This is a genomic window from Kitasatospora sp. NPDC058170 (assembly GCF_042883905.1).
Lineage (GTDB): Bacteria > Actinomycetota > Actinomycetes > Streptomycetales > Streptomycetaceae > Kitasatospora.
This window is the reverse complement of the sequence record NZ_JBHVUV010000023.1, coordinates 157,228-178,365: the sequence shown is the minus strand read 5'-3', so window position 1 is coordinate 178,365 and position 21,138 is coordinate 157,228. Positions and strand designations below refer to the sequence as shown.

At 75.1% G+C, this 21,138-nt stretch carries 11 protein-coding genes and 1 pseudogene; 3 read left to right on the top strand and 9 right to left on the bottom strand.

Annotation, left to right across the window (positions count from 1 at the left end; genetic code table 11):
- The 5 genes and pseudogenes from ACFVVX_RS25690 to ACFVVX_RS25670 form a co-directional block, all read right to left on the bottom strand.
- Positions 1–8,246 (bottom strand): annotated as a pseudogene (locus tag ACFVVX_RS25690) (type I polyketide synthase); the annotation flags it as partial.
- A 117-nt stretch (positions 8,247–8,363) separates the two neighbouring features.
- On the bottom strand, positions 8,364–9,449 hold the full coding sequence (locus ACFVVX_RS25685; protein ID WP_387948977.1) for an alpha/beta hydrolase: 1,086 nt from the start codon (positions 9,447–9,449) through the stop codon (positions 8,364–8,366).
- The gene (locus ACFVVX_RS25680; protein WP_387948976.1) at positions 9,446–10,267 is read right to left on the bottom strand and encodes a 2-oxo acid dehydrogenase subunit E2; all 822 of its coding nucleotides are present in this window, start codon (positions 10,265–10,267) and stop codon (positions 9,446–9,448) included. Before ACFVVX_RS25680 ends, ACFVVX_RS25685 begins: the two co-directional genes overlap by 4 nt.
- A 4-nt stretch (positions 10,268–10,271) precedes the next feature.
- A complete protein-coding gene (locus ACFVVX_RS25675) occupies positions 10,272–11,339 on the bottom strand; it encodes a 3-oxoacyl-ACP synthase III family protein (protein WP_387948975.1) in 1,068 nt (355 codons plus the stop codon).
- A 221-nt stretch (positions 11,340–11,560) separates the two neighbouring features.
- Entirely contained in the window at positions 11,561–11,761 is a 201-nt protein-coding gene (locus ACFVVX_RS25670; RefSeq protein ID WP_387948974.1) for a hypothetical protein, read from the bottom strand.
- A gap of 269 nt (positions 11,762–12,030) precedes the next feature.
- Here ACFVVX_RS25670 and ACFVVX_RS25665 point away from each other — a divergent pair, with 269 nt between their 5' ends.
- The 3 genes from ACFVVX_RS25665 to ACFVVX_RS25655 all read left to right on the top strand — a co-directional run bounded on the left by ACFVVX_RS25665 (position 12,031) and on the right by ACFVVX_RS25655 (position 15,457).
- A complete protein-coding gene (locus tag ACFVVX_RS25665) occupies positions 12,031–12,513 on the top strand; it encodes a cysteine/serine endopeptidase inhibitor (protein ID WP_387948973.1) in 483 nt (160 codons plus the stop codon).
- Between the two features lie 314 nt (positions 12,514–12,827).
- On the top strand, positions 12,828–14,252 hold the full coding sequence (locus ACFVVX_RS25660; protein ID WP_387948972.1) for an NAD(P)/FAD-dependent oxidoreductase: 1,425 nt from the start codon (positions 12,828–12,830) through the stop codon (positions 14,250–14,252).
- 293 nt (positions 14,253–14,545) lie between these two features.
- Entirely contained in the window at positions 14,546–15,457 is a 912-nt protein-coding gene (locus ACFVVX_RS25655) for a DUF6528 family protein (protein ID WP_387948971.1), read from the top strand.
- Between the two features lie 36 nt (positions 15,458–15,493).
- Here the strand turns inward: ACFVVX_RS25655 and ACFVVX_RS25650 are convergent, their stop codons facing one another.
- The 4 genes from ACFVVX_RS25650 to ACFVVX_RS25635 are packed head-to-tail and all read right to left on the bottom strand — an operon-like array spanning position 15,494 to position 20,868.
- A complete protein-coding gene (locus ACFVVX_RS25650) occupies positions 15,494–17,338 on the bottom strand; it encodes a dipeptide ABC transporter ATP-binding protein (RefSeq protein ID WP_387948970.1) in 1,845 nt (614 codons plus the stop codon).
- Positions 17,325–18,182: an ABC transporter permease gene (locus ACFVVX_RS25645; RefSeq protein ID WP_387948969.1), complete on the bottom strand. Its 858-nt coding sequence runs from the start codon at positions 18,180–18,182 to the stop codon at positions 17,325–17,327. Before ACFVVX_RS25645 ends, ACFVVX_RS25650 begins: the two co-directional genes overlap by 14 nt.
- Positions 18,179–19,162 (bottom strand): ABC transporter permease, encoded by a 984-nt coding sequence (locus ACFVVX_RS25640; RefSeq protein WP_387948968.1) that lies wholly within the window; start codon positions 19,160–19,162, stop codon positions 18,179–18,181. Before ACFVVX_RS25640 ends, ACFVVX_RS25645 begins: the two co-directional genes overlap by 4 nt.
- Positions 19,159–20,868, bottom strand: coding sequence for an ABC transporter substrate-binding protein (locus ACFVVX_RS25635; RefSeq protein ID WP_387948967.1), 1,710 nt, complete (start codon positions 20,866–20,868; stop codon positions 19,159–19,161). The genes ACFVVX_RS25640 and ACFVVX_RS25635 overlap by 4 nt, the downstream gene beginning before the upstream one ends.
- Positions 20,869–21,138 lie beyond the last annotated feature (270 nt).

Genomic DNA, 21,138 nt, shown 5'->3' with positions numbered 1-21,138 from the left:
AGGGGGGTGGGGGTGTGGAGGGTGAGTTCTTCGATGTGGGGGTGGTTGAGGTCGTGGGCGGCGTGGAGGGCGAGGTCGAGGAGGGCGGTTCCGGGGAGGAGGGGGGTGTTGAGGATGGTGTGGTCGGTGAGCCAGGGGTGGGTGGTGAGGCTGGTGGTGCCGGTGTAGGTGGTGGTGCCGTCGGGGTGGGTGGTGGCGGTCTTCAGGATCGGGTGGTCCGTCGGAGCGAGCCCCAGGGCGGTGGGCGTGCCCTCGGGTGACTCCCGGTCCAGCCAGAGGTGTTGGTGTTGGAAGGGGTAGGTGGGGAGGGGGGTGTGGGTGGTGGTGGGTGGGTTGGTGGGGTGTGCGGTGGGGTGGTGGGTGGTGCCGGTGGTCCAGGCGGTGGCGAGGGTGGTGAGGAGGGTGTGGGGTTCGTCGGTGTCGGGGCGCAGGAGGGGGAGGACGTGGGCGGTGTCGAGGGTTTCGCGGGTGGGTGGGGTGAGGGTGGGGGTGGCGCCGAGTTCGAGGTAGGTGGTGGTGCCGAGTCGGGCGGCGCTCTGGAGGGCGTCGTGGTAGCGGACGGTGCCGCGGATGTGGTCGGTCCAGTAGTCGGCGTCGATGGTCCCTGCGGCGACCGGTTGTCCGGTGGCGTCCGAGATGAACGGGATCACCGGTTCGCGGTAGGTGATCTGGTGGGCGGTGGTGCGGAATTCGTCGAGGATGTCGTCCATGTGGGGGGAGTGGAAGGCGTGGCTGACGGTGAGGTTCTTGGTGCGTCGGCCTTGGTTTTCGAAGTGGGTGGTGAGGGTGGTGAGGGTGTGGTGGTCGCCGGAGAGGACGATGGAGGTGGGGGCGTTGACGGCTGCGAGGGAGGCGGTGTGTTCGTGGCCGGTGAGGGCGGTGAGGGCTTCTTCGGGGGTGGCTTGGATGGCGGTCATGGTGCCGTCGGTGCGGGCTTGTTGCATGAGGCGGGCGCGGGTGGCGACGAGGTGGGCGGCGTCGGGGAGGGTGAGGATGCCGGCGGTGTGGGCGGCGGTGAGGGCGCCGATGGAGTGGCCGAGGACGGCGGTGGGGTGGATGCCTCGGGTGGCGAGGAGGTGGGTGAGGGCGGTGCCGAGGGCGAAGATGGCGGGCTGGGCGTACTCGGTGCGGTCGAGGAGTGCGGCGGCCTCGGTGCCCGGTTCGGCGAACGCGATGTCGCGCAGCGGGCGGTCGAGGTGGGCGGTGAAGGCGTCGGTCACCTGGTCGTAGGCGTCCGCGAAGGCGGGGAAGGCCTGGTACAAGTCCCTTCCTGCTCCTGCTCGTTGGCTGCCCTGGCCGGAGTAGAGGAAGACGGGTCGGGTGTTGTCGGGGGTGGCGGTGTTGGTGGTGAGGGTGGGGTGGGGTCGGCCGTCGGCGAGGGCGGTGAGGGCGTCGTGGGCCTGGTCGGGGTTGTGGAGGACGAGGGCGGCGCGGTGGTCGAAGGCGGTGCGGGTGGTGGCGAGGGCGTGGGCGATGTCGCCGGGGTGGGTGTCCTTGGTGTGGGCGTCCTTGGTGTGGGCGGCGAGGCGGCGGGCCTGGTCGCGTAGGGCGTCGGGGGTGCGGGCGGAGAGCTGCCAGATGTGGGGGCCGGTGGTGTGCTCGTTGTCCGCGGTCGTCCGGGGTTCGGGGGCTTCGAGGATGAGGTGGGCGTTGGTGCCGCTGATGCCGAAGGAGGAGACGGCGGCGCGGCGGGGGCGGCCGGTGTCGGGCCAGGGGCGGTGGTCGGGGAGGAGTTCGACGTGGCCGGTCTGCCAGTCGACGTGGTGGGAGGGCTGGTCGAGGTGGAGGGTGCGGGGGATCTCGCCGTGCCGGAAGGCTTCGATGATCTTGATGATGCCGGCGACGCCGGCGGCGGCCTGGGTGTGTCCGAGGTTGGACTTCACCGAGCCTAGGTAGAGGGGGAGTTCGCGGTCCTGGCCGTAGGTGGCGAGGATGGCCTGGGCTTCGATCGGGTCGCCGAGGGTGGTGCCGGTGCCGTGGGCCTCGACGAGGTCGACCTGGTCGGGGGTGAGCCCGGCGTTGGCCAGGGCCTGTCGGATCACCCGCTGCTGCGAGGGCCCGTTCGGCGCGGTGAGTCCGTTGCTGGCACCGTCCTGGTTGACGGCGGAGCCGCGCAGCACCGCCAGCACCGGGTGCCCCTTGGCCTGAGCGTCGGCCAGGCGCTCCAGCAGCAGCAGGCCCGCCCCCTCGCCCCAGGCCGTGCCGTCGGCCCCGGCCGCGAAGGGCTTGCAGCGGCCGTCCGGCGCCAGGCCCCGCTGCCGGCTGAACTCCACGAAGGTCGCGGGCGTGGCCATCACCGTCACCCCGCCGGCCAGCGCCAGCGTGGACTCGCCGGACCGCAGCGACTGGGCCGCCAGGTGGACCGCCACCAGCGAGGACGAGCAGGCCGTGTCCACCGTCACCGCCGGACCCTCCAGGCCCAGCGCGTAGGAGACCCGGCCGCTGGCGACGCTGCCCGCGCTGCCCTGGCCGAGGTGCCCCTCGAAGCCGGTCGGCGCGGCGCCGTGCAGGCGGGCGCCGTAGTCGTCGTACATCACACCCGCGAAGACGCCGGTACGGCTGCCGCGCAGGGTGGACGGGTCGATGCCGGCCCGCTCGACCGCTTCCCACGCCGTCTCCAGCAGCAGCCGCTGCTGCGGGTCGGTGGCCAGCGCCTCGCGGGTGCTGATGCCGAAGAACGCGGGGTCGAACTCGGCGGCCCCGCGCAGGAATCCGCCCTCGCGTGCGTACGAGGTGCCGGGGTGCTCCGGGTCCGGGTGGTAGAGGTTCTCCAGGTCCCACCCGCGGTCGGCGGGGAACGGGCCGACGGCGTCGACGCCGTCCGCGACCAGCTGCCACAGGTCCTCCGGGGACGCGACGCCGCCCGGGAAGCGGCAGCCGATCCCGACCACCGCGATCAGGTCGTCCGAGGCGGACCGGGTGTCGGTGGCGACGGGTGCCGGGGAGTCGGCGCCGCCGAGCAGTTCGTCCAGCAGGTGGGCGGCGAGCGCGCCCACCGTGGGGTGGTCGAAGACCGCCGTTGCGGCGAGCCGGACGCCCGCCGCCTCGGCGAGCCGGTTGCGCAGGTCGACGGCGGTGAGCGAGTCCACGCCGAGGTCGGTGAAGGCCCGGTCGGTGGGCACGGAGTCGGCGCCCGGGTGGGCCAGCGCTTCGGCGGCGTGCGTCTGCACCAGGCGGACCAGTCGGCCGAGGCGCTCGGCCGGGTCGGCCGCCGCGAGTTCGACGGCGAGTGCGCTCCCGGCAGCGGCGGGCGCGGCCGGGGTGGCTGCGGCGGCCGTCCGGAGCGCGGGTGCCACGAGACCGCGCAGCAGCGCGGGGACGGCGTCGGCGGTGGCGGTCGCGCGCAGCCCGGCGAGGTCCAGCCGGGCGGGCACGACGGTGGAGTGCTCACCCGCGAGCGCCGCGTCGAACAGGGCGAGCGCCTGCGGTACGGACAGCGGAGCCACCCCGGCCCGGCGCAGCCTGGCCCGGTCGGCGGTGTTCAGTTCGCCGCCCATGCCCGCGTCGCCCGCCCACAGGCCCCAGGCCAGGGACAGCCCCGGCAGGCCCTCGGCGCGGCGCTGGTCGGCGAGCGCGTCGAGGAAGGAGTTGGCGGCGGCGTAGGCGGCCTGGCCCGCGCCGCCGAGCACGCCGGCGGCAGAGGAGAACAGCACGAACGCCGTGAGCGGCAGGTCGCGGGTCAACTCGTGGAGGTGCCAGGCGGCTTCGGCCTTGGGGCGGAGCACGGCGTGCAGCCGCTCGGCGGTGAGCGACTCGACGGTGCCGTCGTCCAGCACGCCCGCGGCGTGTACGAGGGCGGTCACCGGCCGTTCGGCCAGCAGCTCGGCGACGGCCTCGCGATCGGCGATGTCGACCGCGGCGAACTCGGCCTCGGCGCCCAACGCCGTAAGCTCCGACCGGAGTTCGGCAGCCCCCGGGGCCTCGGCGCCGCGGCGGCTGACCAGCAGCAGCCGCCGCACGCCGTACCGGGTGACGAGGTGGCGGGCGACGTGCCCGCCGAGGGAGCCGGTGGCGCCGGTCAGCAGGACGGTTCCCTCGGGACCGAACGTGGCCCCGGGCTCCCCGTCGGGGCGGGCGGTGGTCCGGACCAGGCGGGGGGCGAGTAGTCCGCCCTCGCGCAGGGCCAGCCGGGGCTCCTCCGGGCCGGCCGCGAAGGCGGCCCGGAGCGCGTCGGGGTCGGCGACCGGCGGCTCGGTGCCGCGGGCGGCGGCGGGCGTGTCGAGCAGGACGAGCCGGCCGGGGTGCTCGCTCTGCGCGCTGCGGAGCAGGCCCTGGAGCGCGGCCGCGGCCAGGTCGGCGGGCGCCTCGGCGGGGCCGGTGCCGACGGCGCCGGCGGTCTGCACCAGCAGGCGCGCACCGGCGGTCCGCGGCTCGGCCAGCCACTGCTGGACGAGTGCCAGATAGTGGGCCACCGCGGAACGGACGAGCTTCGGCGGGGCCGTCACGCCGTCGTCGGTGATGGCCCGCAGGACGGTGTCCGGCAGGCCGCCCTCGGGGTGGGCGAGGCGGAGCGCGTCGAGGTCGGGCAGCGCGCCGTGCGGGTCGAGGACGGCCCAGGTCGGCGCGGACCCGTCGGCGGTCACGGCGCGGACGGCGTGCCAGGCGGTGGCGTACAGCGGGCCGGCGCCGCCGGTGAGCGCGTCCGGGGCGAGCGTGCGCAGGGCGAGGCGTTCGACGGTGAGGACCGGGCCGCCCGCCGGATCGGTGGCGTGCAGGGTGAGGCCGCCCTGCTCGTCGGGCCTGAGCCGGACCCGCAGGGCGGTCGCGGCGGTGGCGTGCACCTCGGCGCCGCTCCACGAGAACGGCAGCCGGAGCCCGCCGTCGGCCGGGGCGTCCGCGGCCAGCAGGGTGTGCAGGGCGGCGTCCAGCAGCGCGGGGTGCAGGGTGAAGCGGGCCGGGTCGCCGAACGGCCCCTCGGGCAGGTGGACTTCGGCGTACAGGTCGTCGCCGGAGCGCCAGGCGGCCCGCAGTCCGCGGAAGGCCGGGCCGTAGCCGCGGCCCTGGTCGGCGAGCCGGTCGTAGAGGCCGTCGAGTGCCAGCGCGGTGGCGCCGGGCGGGGGCCAGGCACCGAGGTCGGCGGCGTCGGCAGCGGCGGTCTGGGCGGTGTCGGCAGCGCCGGTGTCGGCGGTGCTCGGCGCGGCCCAGCCGGTGGCGTTGCGGGACCAGTCGCCGGCGCCCTCCGGGCGGCTGTGGACGGCGAGTTCGCGTCGGCCGTCGGCGTCCGGACCGGCCACGGTGACCTGGATCTCCAGCGGCTCGCCGTCCACCAGGGCGGCGGGGGCGAAGAGCGTCAGTTCGCCGATCCGCCCGGCGCCCAGACGGGCGGCGGTGTGCAGCGCGAGGTCCAGGAGCGCGGTGCCGGGCAGCAGGACGGTGCCCTGGACGGCGTGGTCGGCCAGCCACGGGTGGCTGCGGGTCGAGAGCCGGCCGGTGAGGACCGCGCCGCCGTCGTCGGCCAGCTCGACCACCACCTCGGCGAGCGGGTGCTCCGACGGACGGCCCTCGCGGCGGGGCGGGGCGTCGAGCCAGAGGTGTTGGTGTTGGAAGGGGTAGGTGGGGAGGGGGGTGTGGGTGGTGGTGGGTGGGTTGGTGGGGTGTGCGGTGGGGTGGTGGGTGGTGCCGGTGGTCCAGGCGGTGGCGAGGGTGGTGAGGAGGGTGTGGGGTTCGTCGGTGTCGGGGCGCAGGAGGGGGAGGACGTGGGCGGTGTCGAGGGTTTCGCGGGTGGGTGGGGTGAGGGTGGGGGTGGCGCCGAGTTCGAGGTAGGTGGTGGTGCCGAGTCGGGCGGCGCTCTGGAGGGCGTCGTGGTAGCGGACGGTGCCGCGGATGTGGTCGGTCCAGTAGTCGGCGTCGGTTGTTTCGACTGCTGTGCCGGTGAGGTCGGAGATGAAGGCCAGGGTGGGCCGGTGGTAGGTGATCTGGTGGGCGGTGGTGCGGAATTCGTCGAGGATGTCGTCCATGTGGGGGGAGTGGAAGGCGTGGCTGACGGTGAGGTTCTTGGTGCGTCGGCCTTGGTTTTCGAAGTGGGTGGTGAGGGTGGTGAGGGTGTGGTGGTCGCCGGAGAGGACGATGGAGGTGGGGGCGTTGACGGCGGCGAGGGATGCGGTGTGTTCGTGGCCGGTGAGGGCGGTGAGGGCTTCTTCGGGGGTGGCTTGGATGGCGGTCATGGTGCCGTCGGTGCGGGCTTGTTGCATGAGGCGGGCGCGGGTGGCGACGAGGTGGGCGGCGTCGGGGAGGGTGAGGATGCCGGCGATGTGGGCGGCGGTGAGGGCGCCGATGGAGTGGCCGAGGACGGCGGTGGGGTGGATGCCGCGGGTGGCGAGTAGGTGGGTGAGGGCGGTGCCGAGGGCGAAGATGGCGGGCTGGGCGTACTCGGTGCGGTCGAGAAGTGCGGCGGCCTCGGTGCCCGGTTCGGCGTGCAGGACGTCCCGCAGGGGAGTGGCGAGGTGCGGGCGGAACGCGTCCGTGAGGTCGTCCACGGCCTTGGCGTAGGCGGGGAAGGTCTCGTACAACTGGCGCCCTGCTCCTGCTCGTTGGCTGCCCTGGCCGGAGTAGAGGAAGACGGGTCGGGTGTTGTCGGGGGTGGCGGTGTTGGTGGTGAGGGTGGGGTGGGGTCGGCCGTCGGCGAGGGCGGTGAGGGCGTCGTGGGCCTGGTCGGGGTTGTGGAGGACGAGGGCGGCGCGGTGGTCGAAGGCGGTGCGGGTGGTGGCGAGGGCGTGGGCGATGTCGCCGGGGTGGGCGTCCTTGGTGCGGGCGTCCTTGGTGTGGGCGGCGAGGCGGCGGGCCTGGTCGCGTAGGGCGTCGGGGGTGCGGGCGGAGAGCTGCCAGATGTGGGGGCCGGTGGTGTGCTCGTTGTCCGCGGTCGTCCGGGGTTCGGGGGCTTCGAGGATGAGGTGGGCGTTGGTGCCGCTGATGCCGAAGGAGGAGACGGCGGCGCGGCGGGGGCGGCCGGTGTCGGGCCAGGGGCGGTGGTCGGGGAGCAGTTCGACGTGGCCGGTCTGCCAGTCGACGTGGTGGGAGGGCTGGTCGAGGTGGAGGGTGCGGGGGATCTCGCCGTGCCGGAAGGCTTCGATGATCTTGATGATGCCGGCGACGCCGGCGGCGGCCTGGGTGTGTCCGAGGTTGGACTTGACCGAGCCTAGGTAGAGGGGGAGTTCGCGGTCCTGGCCGTAGGTGGCGAGGATGGCCTGGGCTTCGATCGGGTCGCCGAGGGTGGTGCCGGTGCCGTGGGCCTCGACGAGGTCGACCTGGTCGGGGGTGAGCCCGGCGTTGGCCAGGGCCTGTCGGATCACCCGCTGCTGCGAGGGCCCGTTCGGCGCGGTCAGCTGGCTGCTGGTCCCGTCCTGGTTGACGGCGGAGCCGCGCAGCACCGCCAGCACCGGATGCCCGTTGCGCCGGGCGTCGGAGAGCCGTTCCAGGACCAGCAGGCCCGCGCCCTCCGCCCAACCGGTGCCGTCCGCCGCGTCCGCGAAGGGCTTGCAGCGGCCGTCCGGCGCCAGGCCCCGCTGCCGGCTGAACTCCACGAAGGTGCCCGGTGTGGCCATCACCGTCACCCCGCCCGCGAGCGCCAGCGTGGACTCGCCGGACCGCAGCGACTGGGCCGCGTAGTGCACGGCTACCAGCGAGGAGGAGCAGGCCGTGTCCACCGTCACCGCCGGACCCTCCAGGCCCAGCGTGTACGACACGCGCCCGGTGGCGATGCTGCCCGCGCTGCCGTTGCCGATCCAGCCCTCGAAGCCCTCGGGCGCCGGGTTGAGGCGGGCGCCGTAGTCCGAGTACATGACCCCCGCGAAGACGGCCGTCCGCGAGCCGCGCAACGAGACCGGGTCGATGCCGGTCCGCTCGATCGCCTCCCACGCCGTCTCCAGCAGCAGCCGCTGCTGCGGGTCGGTGGCCAGCGCCTCGCGCGGGCCGATCCCGAAGAACGCGGCGTCGAAGTCCCCCGCGTCGTACAGGAATCCGCCCTCGCGCGCGTAGGCGGTGCCGGGGTGGTCCGGGTCCGGGTGGTAGAGGCTCTCCAGGTCCCATCCGCGGTTGGTGGGGAACGGGCCGACGGCGTCGACGCCGTCCGCGACCAGCCGCCACAGGTCCTCCGGGGACGCGACGCCGCCCGGGTAGCGGCAGGCCGCTCCGACGATGGCGATCGGTTCGTCCCGGTCGGCCTCCAGCTTCGCCACCCGCTGGTTCGCCCGCTGCAGGTCGGCGGTGACCCGCTTGAGGTAGTCGCGGAGCTTCTCCTCGTTCGCCATGGGGCGGTTCCATCCTTCGGTTCGGGCAGCGGTGAGCGGCAAGCTGTGAGCGGTAGGCAGTGAGCAGGTGGGTGAGCGGTGAGCGGACAGCGGGCGGAGCAGGCGGGGGACGGGCGCTCAGCCCGCCCGGCGGGCGCGCAGCCGGGCCAGCCGCCACAGCGCGCCGAACAGCGCGCGCCGCGGATCGCGGACGCCGCGCATCCGCAGGATCGAGAGCACCGCCCAGAGCGGCGTCTCCGCGGCGTGCCGGGGCGAGCCGTGGACGTCGTCGTTGACCAGCAGGGAGAGCCGCCGGACCTGTCGGCGCAGCAGCGCCACCTCCCCGGCGGGCACGATCTCGTCGCGCCCGCTGACCAGGTAGGCGAGCGGGATGTCGAGGGCGGCCAGTTCGTCCTCGCTCAGCGCCCAGTCGCGGATGTGCGGGCCCAGGTCGGCGGGCTCGACGGCGGAGAGGTGGGCGAGGGTGTCGACGGTGATCCGGGGCAGCTGCCGCTGCCAGGCCTCGTCGGTGAAGAAGTGGTGGAGCGGCGCTCCGGCGGTCACGATGCCGCGCAGCCGCCGGTCGTCGAGGGCGGCGCGCAGTGCGAGGTGCCCGCTGAAGCTGAGCGCCACGGCGTAGCTCTGCGCCGTCCGGGCGCGGTCGGCGACGGCGTCCAGCAGGGCCGGGAACAGCCGGTGGCTGTCGGGTCCGTAGACGAGGGTGTTGCCGCCGATGCCGGGGAGTTCGGTGACCAGCCCGGCCATGCCGAGCCGGGCGACCTGCAGCAGGACCGGCGCCCACTGCTCCTTGGTGCTGACGATGCCGCCGGAGAACAGCAGCAGCGGCTTGGGGTCGCGGGCGGAGAGCCCGGCGGTCCAGGCGCGGACGGTGCCGGCCGGGGTGTCCACCGTGAGCGGTTCGATGACGGATGCCTCCGCCTGCCGCCACCGCTCGAAGGCGGCGGCGGCCCGGTCGGTGGCCTCCTGTCGGGCCGGGCCGTCCACGTACGGGAAGCGGGCGGTGGTGAAGTGCCGGACGGCGGCCTGGAGTTGGCCCGCCTTCTCGGCCTGCTCGCCGGCCCGGACCCACTCCCGGGCCCAGGAGCCGTCGCCGTCGCCGTCGTCGTGGATCCGGTCGAGGATCAGCCGCCGCTCGGTGTCGGGGATGCGCTGGGCGCGGGCGTGCACCTCGATGTACTGCTTGAGCTCGCCGACGTCGTTCACCGGGCCGCCACCGCGCTCCCGGCGCCGACGGCCTCGTACGCCGGGTACTCCTCCAGCGCCTCCTTGATCCCGCCGAGCACCTCGGCGGCCTCGGCGCCGTCGATCACCCGGTGGTCGAAGGTGAGGTTGAGCCGCAGGACGGGGGCCACCGCCGGCCGGCCCTCGCGGGCGACCACCCGGTCCGCGACCCGGCCGACGCCGATCGTCACCGTGGTGCCGCCGACCGAGTGGAAGCCGTCCACCGGGGCGTGGCCGAGCGAGCTGACGGCGAAGGTGCCGATCCGCTCGGCCCGGCGCCGCAGCGGTCGCACACTGGCCCGGTAGGCGAGCAGGCCGAGCAGTGGGTGGAGCTTGTGCAGGGCGCGGACCGGACCGAACTCGGGCCGCTCGGAGGCGTCTTCACCCCGGTACTGGTCGATCTGGTCCTGGACGGTGGCGAGTTCGGCCTGCTCCAGGCGGGGGACGACGGTGGCGAGCACCACCCGCTGCCCGTCCAACCGCCGGTCCAGGACGAGCTTTCCGGCCACCGAGGGATAGCGGGCGACCCGGGGGCGCAGCCGCCCGCGGACCGCCGCGTTGGCCTCCGGGTGCCGGGCGAGCGTGCGGCCTGCGGCCAGCAGGACGTAGGAGACCAGCGAGTACCGGGTGCCGTCGGCGCGGGCGGCCGCCCGGTGGGCGAGGACCCTGGTCATGTCGACCTCGGTGTCCAGGTGCACCGGGGCGAACGAGCGGATCTCGTCCAGGAAGTAGAGGGTGTGCCGCCGCTGCCGGGCGGGCGGGCCGACCTGCGGGCCGGCGCTGGGGGGTATGGACGTCATCTGCTCAGGCTCCTTCGAGGGCGAAGCCGGCCTTGATCCACTTGCTGGACTCCACCGCGATCGCCAGGGCCCTTTCACCGGTGGCGAGTTGCGGCAGGAGCTGCTCCAACTGGAGGAAGGGCAGGCCGTTTCCGTTGTTTCCGGTGCTGGTGACCACGCTGATCTCGGCGGCCGAGGTGTTGCCGAGCAGTTCGCTGATCCGGCGGGTCATCCGGCCGGAGAGCTGGGGCGGCAGCAGGTAGTCGAGCCCGTCGGGCTTCCAGTCCAGGCGCTCCAGCAGCTCCCGGTAGATCTCCTCGGCGAGCACGGGCACCCGGGCCTCGATGGCCTTGTAGTCCTCGCTGACGGCGGGCGTGCCGGCGTCGCGGTCGTTGGGGCCGAACCAGGCGAGGGTCTGGCCGGGGGCCTGGCCGAGGCCGACCAGCCGGGTGAAGACGTCCCGGACCACCGGCGCGCCGGGGACCGGGGCGGTGGAGAGCACGACCGCGCCCGCGCCGTCGCCGAACAGCATGGCGTTGACCAGCTGTTCGGGCGGCAGGGCGGAGACGTCGGCGGCGAGGTCGAAGGCCCGGGAGCAGACGTCGCCGCCGATGACCAGCACGGTGTGGTGCTCGCCGGTCAGGAGCAGCTGGCGGCCGAGGGCGATGGCCTGGAACGCGCCGGTGCAGCCGGACTGGAGCTGGAAGGTCGGTACCTGGTCGAGGCCGAGCCGGTCGGCGACGATGTTGACGGTGCCGGGCATCAGCAGGTCGGGCGTCGCGGTGCCCAGGACGAGGGCGTCGACGTCCCCGGCGGCCAGGCCCGCCTCGGCCAGTGCCCGGGCGGCCGCGGTGGTGGCGAGGTCGGCCAGGGAGTGGGTGAGCGTGCCGCGTTCGAGGTCCAGCGCGAGGTGCCGGGTGCGGGTGCCGACGAAGACGTCCACCCACTCGGCCCACTGCTCGCTCTGGCCGAACCGCCGGGCCAGCGCCAGGTTGTCCACGGGCGCGCCCGGGAGGGCGGTGCCGACCGACAGGACGCGGACGTCGCGGACGTCGCGGGCGTCGGCGGGTGCGGGGCGTGCGGGGAGTGCCACGACCGGGCCTCTCTGCTGCGGGAACAGGACGTGGCATCCGGCCGCCCGACCGGGTCGGCCGCTCGACCTGGCCGGCCCGGTCGAGCAGGGGGCGCCGGATGCCCGCCGGATCCCCCGCCGGGGGCGTGGCGGGGATCCGGCACCCTCAGCCTGGGTCGGTCGGCTAAATCTGCCCTAAGCCATCGCGTAAGCCGGGCCGCCTCCCGCGGCGGTGGGCCGGCCTACTGGCCGAGCAGGCGGGCGAAGTCGTTCCCGAGGGAGCCGAGCACCGGCAGCGCGCCGAGGTCGGTGATCCCGCCGACAGGGATGCTGTAGCCCTGGTTCGCGGCCCTGGGCGCCGGGTGGGCGGCGGCGCCGGTGGCGGGGAGCAGGGCGGCGCCGAGGACCGCGGCGGTGAGGGCGGTGCGGAGCATGGTGCGCATGGGGCCTCCGGGAGGGTGCGGGACGTGGTCTGTCAACGCCGCGCCGTCCCGTGCGGTCACGTATGGTCCAACCTTTGGCGGCATTGGTAAAGTTTCCTGCCTTGTGTTCATGACAACACATCAAAGGTCTGGACCCCATGGACGGTCCTGGCGTACGTTGCGGCTCCGGGCGGGTCCGGTCCTACTCGAACTATCGGGCGCCGACTGCTACTTGGCATCGGCGCCGACCCGTTCCCGGTCCTGTCAGCCGCACCGAACCGGAGGGAACCATGCGAGTCGCCAAGCACCTCACCATCCTGGCCGGAGCCCCGCTCGTCGCTGCCGCACTCCTCGCCCTGGGCGCGGGCACCGCCGCCGCCGCGATACCGGTCAACAAGCCGATGACCGGCAAGGCGACCTACTACAACGACGCCGGATTCGGCGCCTGCGGTACGCAGATCAACGCCGCCACCCAGCTGCTGGTGGCCGTCTCGCACACCTGGTGGACCACCGCCAACCCCAACAACGACCCGGTCTGCAAGGGCATTTCGGTCAAGGTCAGCTACAAGGGCAAGACCGTCACCGTGCCGGTCAGGGACCAGTGTCCGTCCTGCGACTCCACCCACATCGACCTCAGCCAGCCGGCCTTCGCCAAGCTCGCCCCGCTGGGCCAGGGCGTCATCAACGGGCTTACCTGGCAGTTCGTCAAGACCGGCCTCGCCGGCCAGACGATCCCGATCTCGGAGCCCGTCACCGGCTCGACGATCGGCTAGTGCTGCGTCAGGCAACTTTTGCCCGTCAAGGAGCGGCGTCCGGTGCGTGCTATCGGCGTGCCGGCCGGAAGCCCTCGTACTGGACGTACTTGGGCTTTCGGCCGGTGCGGCGAGAGTGCGTGCCGGGCGTCGCAACGGGGCGAAGGTTGCCTGACGCGGCACTAGACCCGGCCTCAGGGCCTGTCCGGGCGCCCCGGCCCGGCCGGTGGCGGCGGGGGCGGGGCGCCCTGACAGGGTGCAGCGGCGGGTGGGCGGTTCCTGGCACTGTGTCCGTGGTCCGCCGTTCGGGACGGCGGATAGCGTCCTGGCAGGTCATGGAGCGAAGGGAGATTCCGGTGAGCCGCAGCGAGCTTCCGGCCGTCAACGGTGGGGTCTCCTTCTGGTACGCCCGGACCGGGCTGCCGGACCCCCGACCGGCGCCGACGGGGGACCTGGACGTCGACGTCTGCATCGTCGGCGGTGGCTACACCGGACTCTGGACCGCCTACTACCTGAAGAAGGCGGACCCCGGCCTGCGGGTGGCCCTGCTGGAGGGGCGGTTCTGCGGGTACGGGGCGTCCGGGCGCAACGGCGGCTGGCTGTACAACGGGTTCGCCGGGCGGAGCGCGTTCGCCCGCCGCCACGGGCGGGAGCGGGCCGCCGCGATGCAGCGGGTGATGGACGAGGCGGTCGGCGAGGTGGCCGGTACCGCCGCCGCCGAGGGCATCGACGCGGACCTCGTCCAGGGCGGGGTGCTGGAGGTGGCCCGGACGCCGGCGCAGCTGCTGCGGCTGCGGGAGTTCGCGGCGACGGAGCAGGGCTTCGGGGCGGAGCGGGTCGAACTGCTGTCGGCCGCGCAGACCGCCGACCGGATCCGCGTGGCCGGGGCGCTCGGCGGCACCTGGACCAGGTACGGGGCCCGGATCCAGCCCGCGAAGCTGGCCCAGGGCCTGGCCCGGGTGGTGGCGGCGCTCGGGGTGCGGATCCACGAGGGGACGCCGGTCACCGAGATCCTCCCCGGCGCGCCCGGCCGGCGCCCGCGGGCCGTCACCCCGTACGGGACCATCACCGCCGACCACGTGCTGCGGGCGACCGAGGGCTTCACCGCGGGGCTGCGCGGCGAGAAGCGGACCTGGCTGCCGATGAACTCGGCCATGATCGCCACCGAACCGCTGCCGGCCTCGTTCTGGGCGGAGACCGGCTGGGCCGGCCGGGAGGTGCTGGGCGACTTCGCGCACGCCTACATGTACGCCCAGCGCACCGCCGACGACCGGATCGCCCTCGGCGGGCGCGGGGTCCCGTACCGCTACGGCTCGCGCACCGACTCCGACGGCACCACCCAGCAGGCCACCGTCCGCCAGCTGCGCGAGATCCTGGACCGCTTCTTCCCGGGCGCCGCCGGTGCGCGGATCGACCACGCCTGGGCCGGCGTCCTCGGGGTGCCCCGGGACTGGTGCGCGACCGTGGAGCTCGACCGGGCCACCGGCCTCGGCTGGGCGGGCGGCTACGTCGGCAGCGGGGTCACCACCGCCAACCTGGCCGGCCGCACCCTGCGCGACCTCGTCCTCGGCCGGGACACCGAGCTCACCCGGCTGCCCTGGGTCGGCCACACCGTCCGCCGCTGGGAGCCGGAGCCGCTGCGCTGGCTCGGCGTGCACGCCCTGTACGCCGTCTACCACGCGGCCGACCGCCAGGAGGCGGGCGGCCGTGCCACCACCTCGCCGCTCGCCCTCCTCGCGGACCGGATCTCCGGCCGGTGACCCTGGCCGGCCGGTGACCCTGGCCGGTCGGTGACGCAGGCCGGTCGGTGACGCAGGCCGGGACGGGCCCGGCGCGCACCCGTGCGCCCCGCGACCGCTCCGCCCGTCCGGCTCCGCCCACTGGCACGACCGCCCGCCGCACCGCACGGTGGAGCGGGCGGCCGTGCCGGTGGCAGGGCCTGACGGGCGGAGGGGTGGTCGTGGTGCGAAGGCGGAGATCCGTTCTGGTCGGCCTGGTCGTACTCATGCTTGGCGGAGCGACGGGGGCGACGGGGGCGACGGGGGCGACGGGCGTGGCGCAGGCCGCCCGGCCGGGGGGACCGGTGGTCGTGGTGGACCAGGCGTCCCGCCGGATCCTCGTCCTGCAGAGCGCGGGGGAGCTGATGCGCTACCAGGGGCCGGACCGCCTCCCGGTGGTGTGGTCCTGGAGCGCGGACCGGGAGCCCGGGCTGGCGGACCTCGAACCCGCCCGGAGCTGGTCGATGCCGGACGAGGCCAAGAGCCGGGTCCGCCAGGGCCGCCGCTACCTGCTGACCACCGCCTCCGGCGGCCTGGCGGCCGTGGTGGACACCGCGACCGGCACGCCGTACTGGGCGGCCGACACCGGGAGCGGCGCCAACCCGCACAGCCTGGAGCTGCTCCCGGACGGCAACGTGGCGGTCGCCGCCAGCGGCGGCGGCTGGATCCGGCTCTACACCGCCTCGCAGGGACCGCGCAGCACCGCCCACGCCGCCTACCCGCTCCCCGGCGCGCACGGCGTGCACTGGGACGGGCGCACCGGGCTGCTCTGGGCCCTCGGCGACCGCGTGCTGACCGCCCTGCGGGTGGGCGGCACGGCGGCCGCGCCGGTACTCACGCCCGTCCGGACCGTCCCGCTGCCGGAGGACGGCGGCCACGACCTGGCGCCGGTGCTGGCCGCGCCCGGCCGGTTCTGGGTGAGCACGGCCGCGCACCTGTGGCGGTTCGACCCGGCGGCGGACCGGTTCGACCCCGTCCGGTTCGCCACCGAGGGCGCCGCGCGGGACATCAAGAGCATCGGCGACGAGCCCGGCACCGGCCGCCTGCTCACCACCGCCCCCGACCACGCCGGGCCCTGCACCTGGTGCACCTCCGCGCTGACCCTCCACCGCCCGGAGGGCACCCGCCTGCTGACCGGTGCGCACCTCTACAAGGCGCGCTGGTGGACGGGCCGCTCCGGCCGGTGAGCCCGGGTCGGTCCGGTGAGCGACGGGCAGCCCGGGTCAGTCCGGCAGCGCCGCGAGCAGCTGCCGGGTGTACGGGTGCCGCGGGTCGGCGAACAGCCGCTCCACCGCGCCCTCCTCCACCACCTCGCCGTCCTTCATCACCAGCACCCGGTCACTGGTGTGCCGGATCACCCCGAGGTCGTGCGAGATGAAGAGGACCGAGACGCCCGTCCGCTCGCGCACCTCGGCGAGCAGGTCGAGCACCTGGGCCTGGACCGAGACGTCCAGCGCCGAGACCGGCTCGTCGCAGACCAGCACCTCCGGCTCGACCGCCAGCGCCCGCGCGATCGCGACCCGCTGGCGCTGGCCGCCGGACAGCTCGCGCGGCCGGCGCCCGAGCAGGTCCGGGCCGAGGCCGACCAGCCGCAGCGCCTCGGCGATCTCCGCCCGGCGGCGCCGCGCCGCCCGCCGCCCGGGCGCGCCGAGGGCCTCGCCGACCAGCCGCTCGACCGTCCAGCGCGGGTCGAAGGCGCTCAGCGTGTCCTGCTGGACGAGCTGAACCCGCCGCCGGTCGCCGGGGCCGCCGGGCCAGGGCTCGCCCAGCAGGGTGACCGTCCCGGCGTCCGGGCGCAGCCGGCCCATGGCCATCAGCGCCACCGTGGTCTTGCCGGAGCCGGACTCGCCGAGCACCCCGAGCACCTCCCCCGCCCGCAGCTCCAGCGAGACGCCGCGCACCGCCCGGTGCAGCGTCCCGTCCGGCCGCCGGTAGGACTTGACGAGGCCTTCGGCGGCCAGCACCGTCTTCCCCGGGCCGGCCGACCTGTCGGCCGACCCGTCCGCGGACCCGTCCGCGGGACCGCCCGCCGTCCGGGCGGCGGGGGCCGGCCACGGCTCCTCCGGCCGCAGGCAGCGGATCACCCGGTCGCCGGGCAGTGCCACCGCGGGCGGCGCGGCCTCCCGGCAGGCGTCCTCCGCCAGCGGGCAGTGCACCGCGTACCGGCAGCCCTCGCCGCCGACCGCCACCACCGGCAGGTCACGCGGGCGCAGCGAGAGCCGGGTGCCGCGCGGGTGCCTGCCGGGGACGGCGGCCAGCAGCTCCCGGGTGTACGGGTGGGCGGGGGAGCGCAGCACCTGCTCGGCCGGGCCCTCCTCGACGAAGACGCCGCCGAACATCACCGCGATCCGGTCCGCCAGCCGGGCCACCACCGACAGGTCGTGGCTGATCAGCAGGAGCGCGGCGCCCTCGGCCTTCTTCTGCGCGAGCAGGTCCAGGATCCTGGCCTGCACGGTGACGTCCAGCGCGGTGGTCGGCTCGTCGGCGACCAGGACGGCCGGGTCGGCGGCGACGGCGGAGGCGATCAGCGCGCGCTGGCGCTGCCCGCCGGACAGCTCGTGCGGGTACTGCCGGGCCCGGACCTCCGGTTCGGGGACGCCCGCCTGGGCGAGCAGTTCGACGGCCCGGTCCGGGCGCTGCGCCGAGGCGACCAGGCGGTGGTTGGCCAGCACCTCCGTCACCTCGGAGCCGATCCGGCGCAGCGGGTCGAGGGACACCAGGGCGTCCTGGAGGACGAGGCCGACCCGGCGGCCCCGGACGTCGCGCCAGCCGCGGTCGTCGAGCGCGGTGAGGTCGAGGCCGTCCAGTTCCAGCCGGTCGGCGCGGACGGTGGCGCCGGGGCCGGTGAGGCCGAGCAGGGTCCGCGCGGTGACGGACTTCCCGGAGCCGGACTCGCCGACCACGGCGAGGCAGCGGCCGGGGTGCAGGGCGAAGCCGACGCCCCGGACGACCTCCTCGGCGCGGCCGCGGCCGAAGGCCACCCGCAGGTTCTCGGCGACGAGCACCGGTCCCGGGGCGTCCTCGGCCGTGGCGGCCGGTGGCGCGGTGTCCTGCTCAGTGACGGCCATGGCCGTTCCTTCCCTCCAGGCGGCGTTGCAGGTCCCGTCCCACGACGGTCAGCGCGGCGGCCGTCAGCAGCACGGCCACCCCGGGGCCGAGGGCGAGCGCCCAGGCGTCCTCGAACTGCCCGCGCCCCTCGGCGAGCATCGAGCCCCACTCCGGGTCCGGCGGCTGCGGGCCGAGGCCGAGGAAGCTGAGCGAGGAGCCGGCGATCACCGCGCCGGCGATGCCGAGCGTGGCGAAGACCACCAGCGGCGGCAGCGCGTTGGGCACCACGTGCCGCAGGTGGGCGGCCCAGCGGCGCTGGCCGAAGCCGACGGCGCTGTGCACGTAGTCGGCCCGGCCGACCACCAGGGCCTGGGCCCGGGCGAGCCGGACGAAGCCCGGCAGGGCGGAGAGGCCGATCGCCAGCGTGGCGTGACCGGTGCCGGGGCCGAGCAGGGCGATCACCAGCAGGGCGAGCAGCAGGCCGGGGAAGGCCAGCAGGATGTCGGTCAGCCGCATCAGGACCTCGTCGACGACGCCCCGCGCCATCGCGGCCAGGACGCCGAGCAGCGAGCCCGCGCCGAGGGCGATCCCGGTGGCGCCGAGGCCGACGGTGAGCGAGTCGCGGGTGCCGTGCACCAGCCGGCTGTACACGTCGCGGCCCAACTGGTCGGTGCCCAGCAGGTGTTCGCCGCCGGGTGGGGTGAGCGCGTTGATCGGGTCGACGGCGTTCGGCGGCTGTCCGGCGAGCAGGCCGGGCCAGAGCGCGGCCACCGCGAGCAGGGCCAGCACCGTCCAGGCGAGGGCCGGTCCGAGCGGGACGGCGCGCAGGGTCCTGCGGACGGGTACGACGGCGGGCAGGGTCATCCGGAGGCCTCCTTGAGCCGGGGGTCGGCGACCGCGTAGAGCACGTCGACCAGCAGGTTGACCAGGGTGAACACGACGGCCGAGACCACCACCACGCCGGTGACCACCGGCAGGTCGCGGGTCGAGATGGCGGAGGCGGCGATCCGGCCGATGCCCTGGCGGCTGAAGACGGTCTCCACCACGACGGCGCCGCTGAGCAGCGAGCCGACCGTCCACCCGGAGAGCGTCAGCAGCGGTACGAGGGTGTGCCGCAGCGAGTGCCGCAGCCGCAGCGCCGTCTCGCCGGAGCCGCGGGCCCGGGCGCTGAGCGCGTACGGCTCCTCCAGCGAGCGCTCCATCGACTCGCGCAGGACCTGGGTGAACACGCCGAGCATCGGCAGCGCCAGCGTCACGCCGGGCAGCACCAAGCCGTCCAGTCCGCCGCCGTCCACGGCCGGGAACAGCTGCCACTGGAAGGAGAACAGCGTCAGCAGCACGATCCCCGCCCAGAACGCGGGCGTGGAGCTGAGCACCAGTTCGACGGCGGAGGAGGCGCGGCGCAGCAGCGGCCGCCGGCCGGCGGTGGCGACGGCCAGCAGCACGGAGCCGAGCGCGGCCAGCAGGAACCCGGTGAGGGCGAGGGCGACCGTCGCCCCGGCCTGTCCGCCGAGCAGCTCCGAGACGGGTTGCGACAGCTGGTAGGACTGGCCGAGGTCGCCGTGCAGCAGGCGGAGCAGGAACCGGCCGTACTGGACGATCAGCGGCTCGTCGAGGCCGAGGTCGGCGCGCACCCGGGCGGCGGTCTCCGGGGTGACCTCGTGGCTGCCGACGATCAGCTGGACCGGGTCGCCGGGCGCCAGCCAGAGCCCGGCGAAGGCGGCGGTGGCCGCGCCGAGGACCACCACGACGGCCAGCGCCAGGCGCCGCACCACCCAGTGGCGCAGCACCCGGCGGCCCGGCAGCCAGCGCCGCGGTGGCGAACCGCCGGGGCCTCGGCTCACTTCGCCGCCAGCCAGGCGTCGTAGAACTGCGGGAAGGCGGCCGCGTCGAAGCCGATGCCCTGGGCCCGGGAGGTGGCGCCGAGCGCGGTGACCGGCACGTAGAGCGGGATCTCCAGGGTGTGGTCGACGATGTACTTCTGCGCCTGCGCGTACGCCTTGCCGCGGACCGCAGGGTCGCTGCTGGCGGCGCCCTGGTCGAGCCAGCCGTCCAGCTGCGGGTCGGAGATCTTGAACAGGTTGGAGCCGCCGCCGGCCGCGGTGGAGGCGGAGCCGAAGTAGTGCCGCAGGATGTCGGCCTCGGGGCGGACGAAGCTGAAGCCGAGGATGTCGGCGGTGCCGCCCACCGCGCTCTTGGCGAAGGTGCCCGGGTCCTGGTTGAGGTACTGCAGGTCGATGCCGGCCTTCTTGGCGTCGGCCTGGATGCCCTGGGCGAGCAGGTCGCGGTTGTCCCGGGCCAGGTAGGCCGAGGTCGGCCAGGTGACGGTGAGCCGCTTGCCGTCCTTGGTGCGGTAGCCGTCGGCGTCGCGGGCGGTCCAGCCCGCCTCGTCGAGCAGCTTGCCGGCGGCGGCCGGGTCGTAGGGCGAGGTGCCCTCGACGGACTTGTCGTAGTGGACGGTGGTCGGGCCGAGCGGGCCCTGGGCGCGCCGGCGGGTGTCGTGGTAGACGGACTTGACCAGCGCGTCGAGCTGGAGCGAGCGGGCGAGCGCGGTGCGCACCTTCTCGTCGGCCAGGACGCCGGTCACCGGGTTGAGGAACAGGGCGTAGACCTGGCCCGGCGCCTCCTGCTGGAGCACCTGGAAGCCCTTGGCGGCCTTCAGGTCGGCGATCTTCGCCGGGGAGGTGTTCCCGGCGACCTCGATCTGGCCGCTCCTCAACTGCCCCTGGCGGACGGACTCCTCGGGGACGATCTGGAAGACCAGCTTCTCCAGGTGCGCCGCCCCGGTGTGCGCAGCGCCCTCCGGTCCCCAGCCGTAGCCGGTGTTGCGCTTGAGGGTCAGGCTGCTGTTCTTCTCCCAGGAGACGAAGGAGAACGGGCCCGAGCCGACCGGCTTGCGGCACAGGTCCGCGGCGTTGTCGGTGAGCGACTTGGGGGACTGGATGCCCAGGTACGGGGTGCTGAGCGCCTGCAGCAGGGCGGCCCTGGGCTTGGCGAGGGTGAGCACGACCGTGGCCGGGTCGGGGGCGGTGGCCCCGGTGAAGCCCTCCAACAGGCCTGCCGCGTAGAGCGACTTGGTGGCCGGGTTGACGGCGTGCTCCAGGGTGGCCTTGACGGCGGCCGCGTCCAGCGGGGTGCCGTCGTGGAAGGTGACGCCGGAGCGCAGGTGGAAGGTGTACGTCAGGCCGTCCGGCGCCACCTCCCAGCTGCTGGCCAGCCAGGGGTGGAACTTCCCGGCGGAGTCGAGCCGGACGAGCGAGTCGAAGATGTTCCGGTCCACCACGCCGGTGATGTCCGCCGGGCTCACCGCGGGGTCGAGGCAGTCCGGCTCGACCTCCGCCGCGAACCGCAGGGTGCCGCCGTCCACCGGGGTACTGCCGCTCGCGGCCGCCCCGGCCGCACCCCCGCCGGACCCGGACGACCCGCACGCGGCCGTCGCCACCAGGACGGCGGCCGCCAGGGCCACCGGCCCCAGCACGCGGGCGCGGCTGCGGTGCGGTCTCGGGGGGAGGCGGTCGGCGGCGTGCTGCTGCGGCGCGGTGATGGGCACGGGGAACTCCAGCGCGAGAGAGGTGTGATGGTGAACGGCCCCGGGGGAGGCGGGCGCTCCGCCGCGCCGTCGGGGGTGGGGGACGGCGCAGGGCAGACCGGGGGGCCGCTGTCAACGGCAGTCTGCCGCCGAGCGCCAAACCGGCGCTAAATTCCGCACGTGGCGGGCGGGTAGGTAGCCGGCGTAGGTAATTCCTCGGATGTCGACGGGCGGTCTCCGCTGCCAACATGGCTTCGGCCGAACGGAACTGTCCGTCCGTCATATCCACGA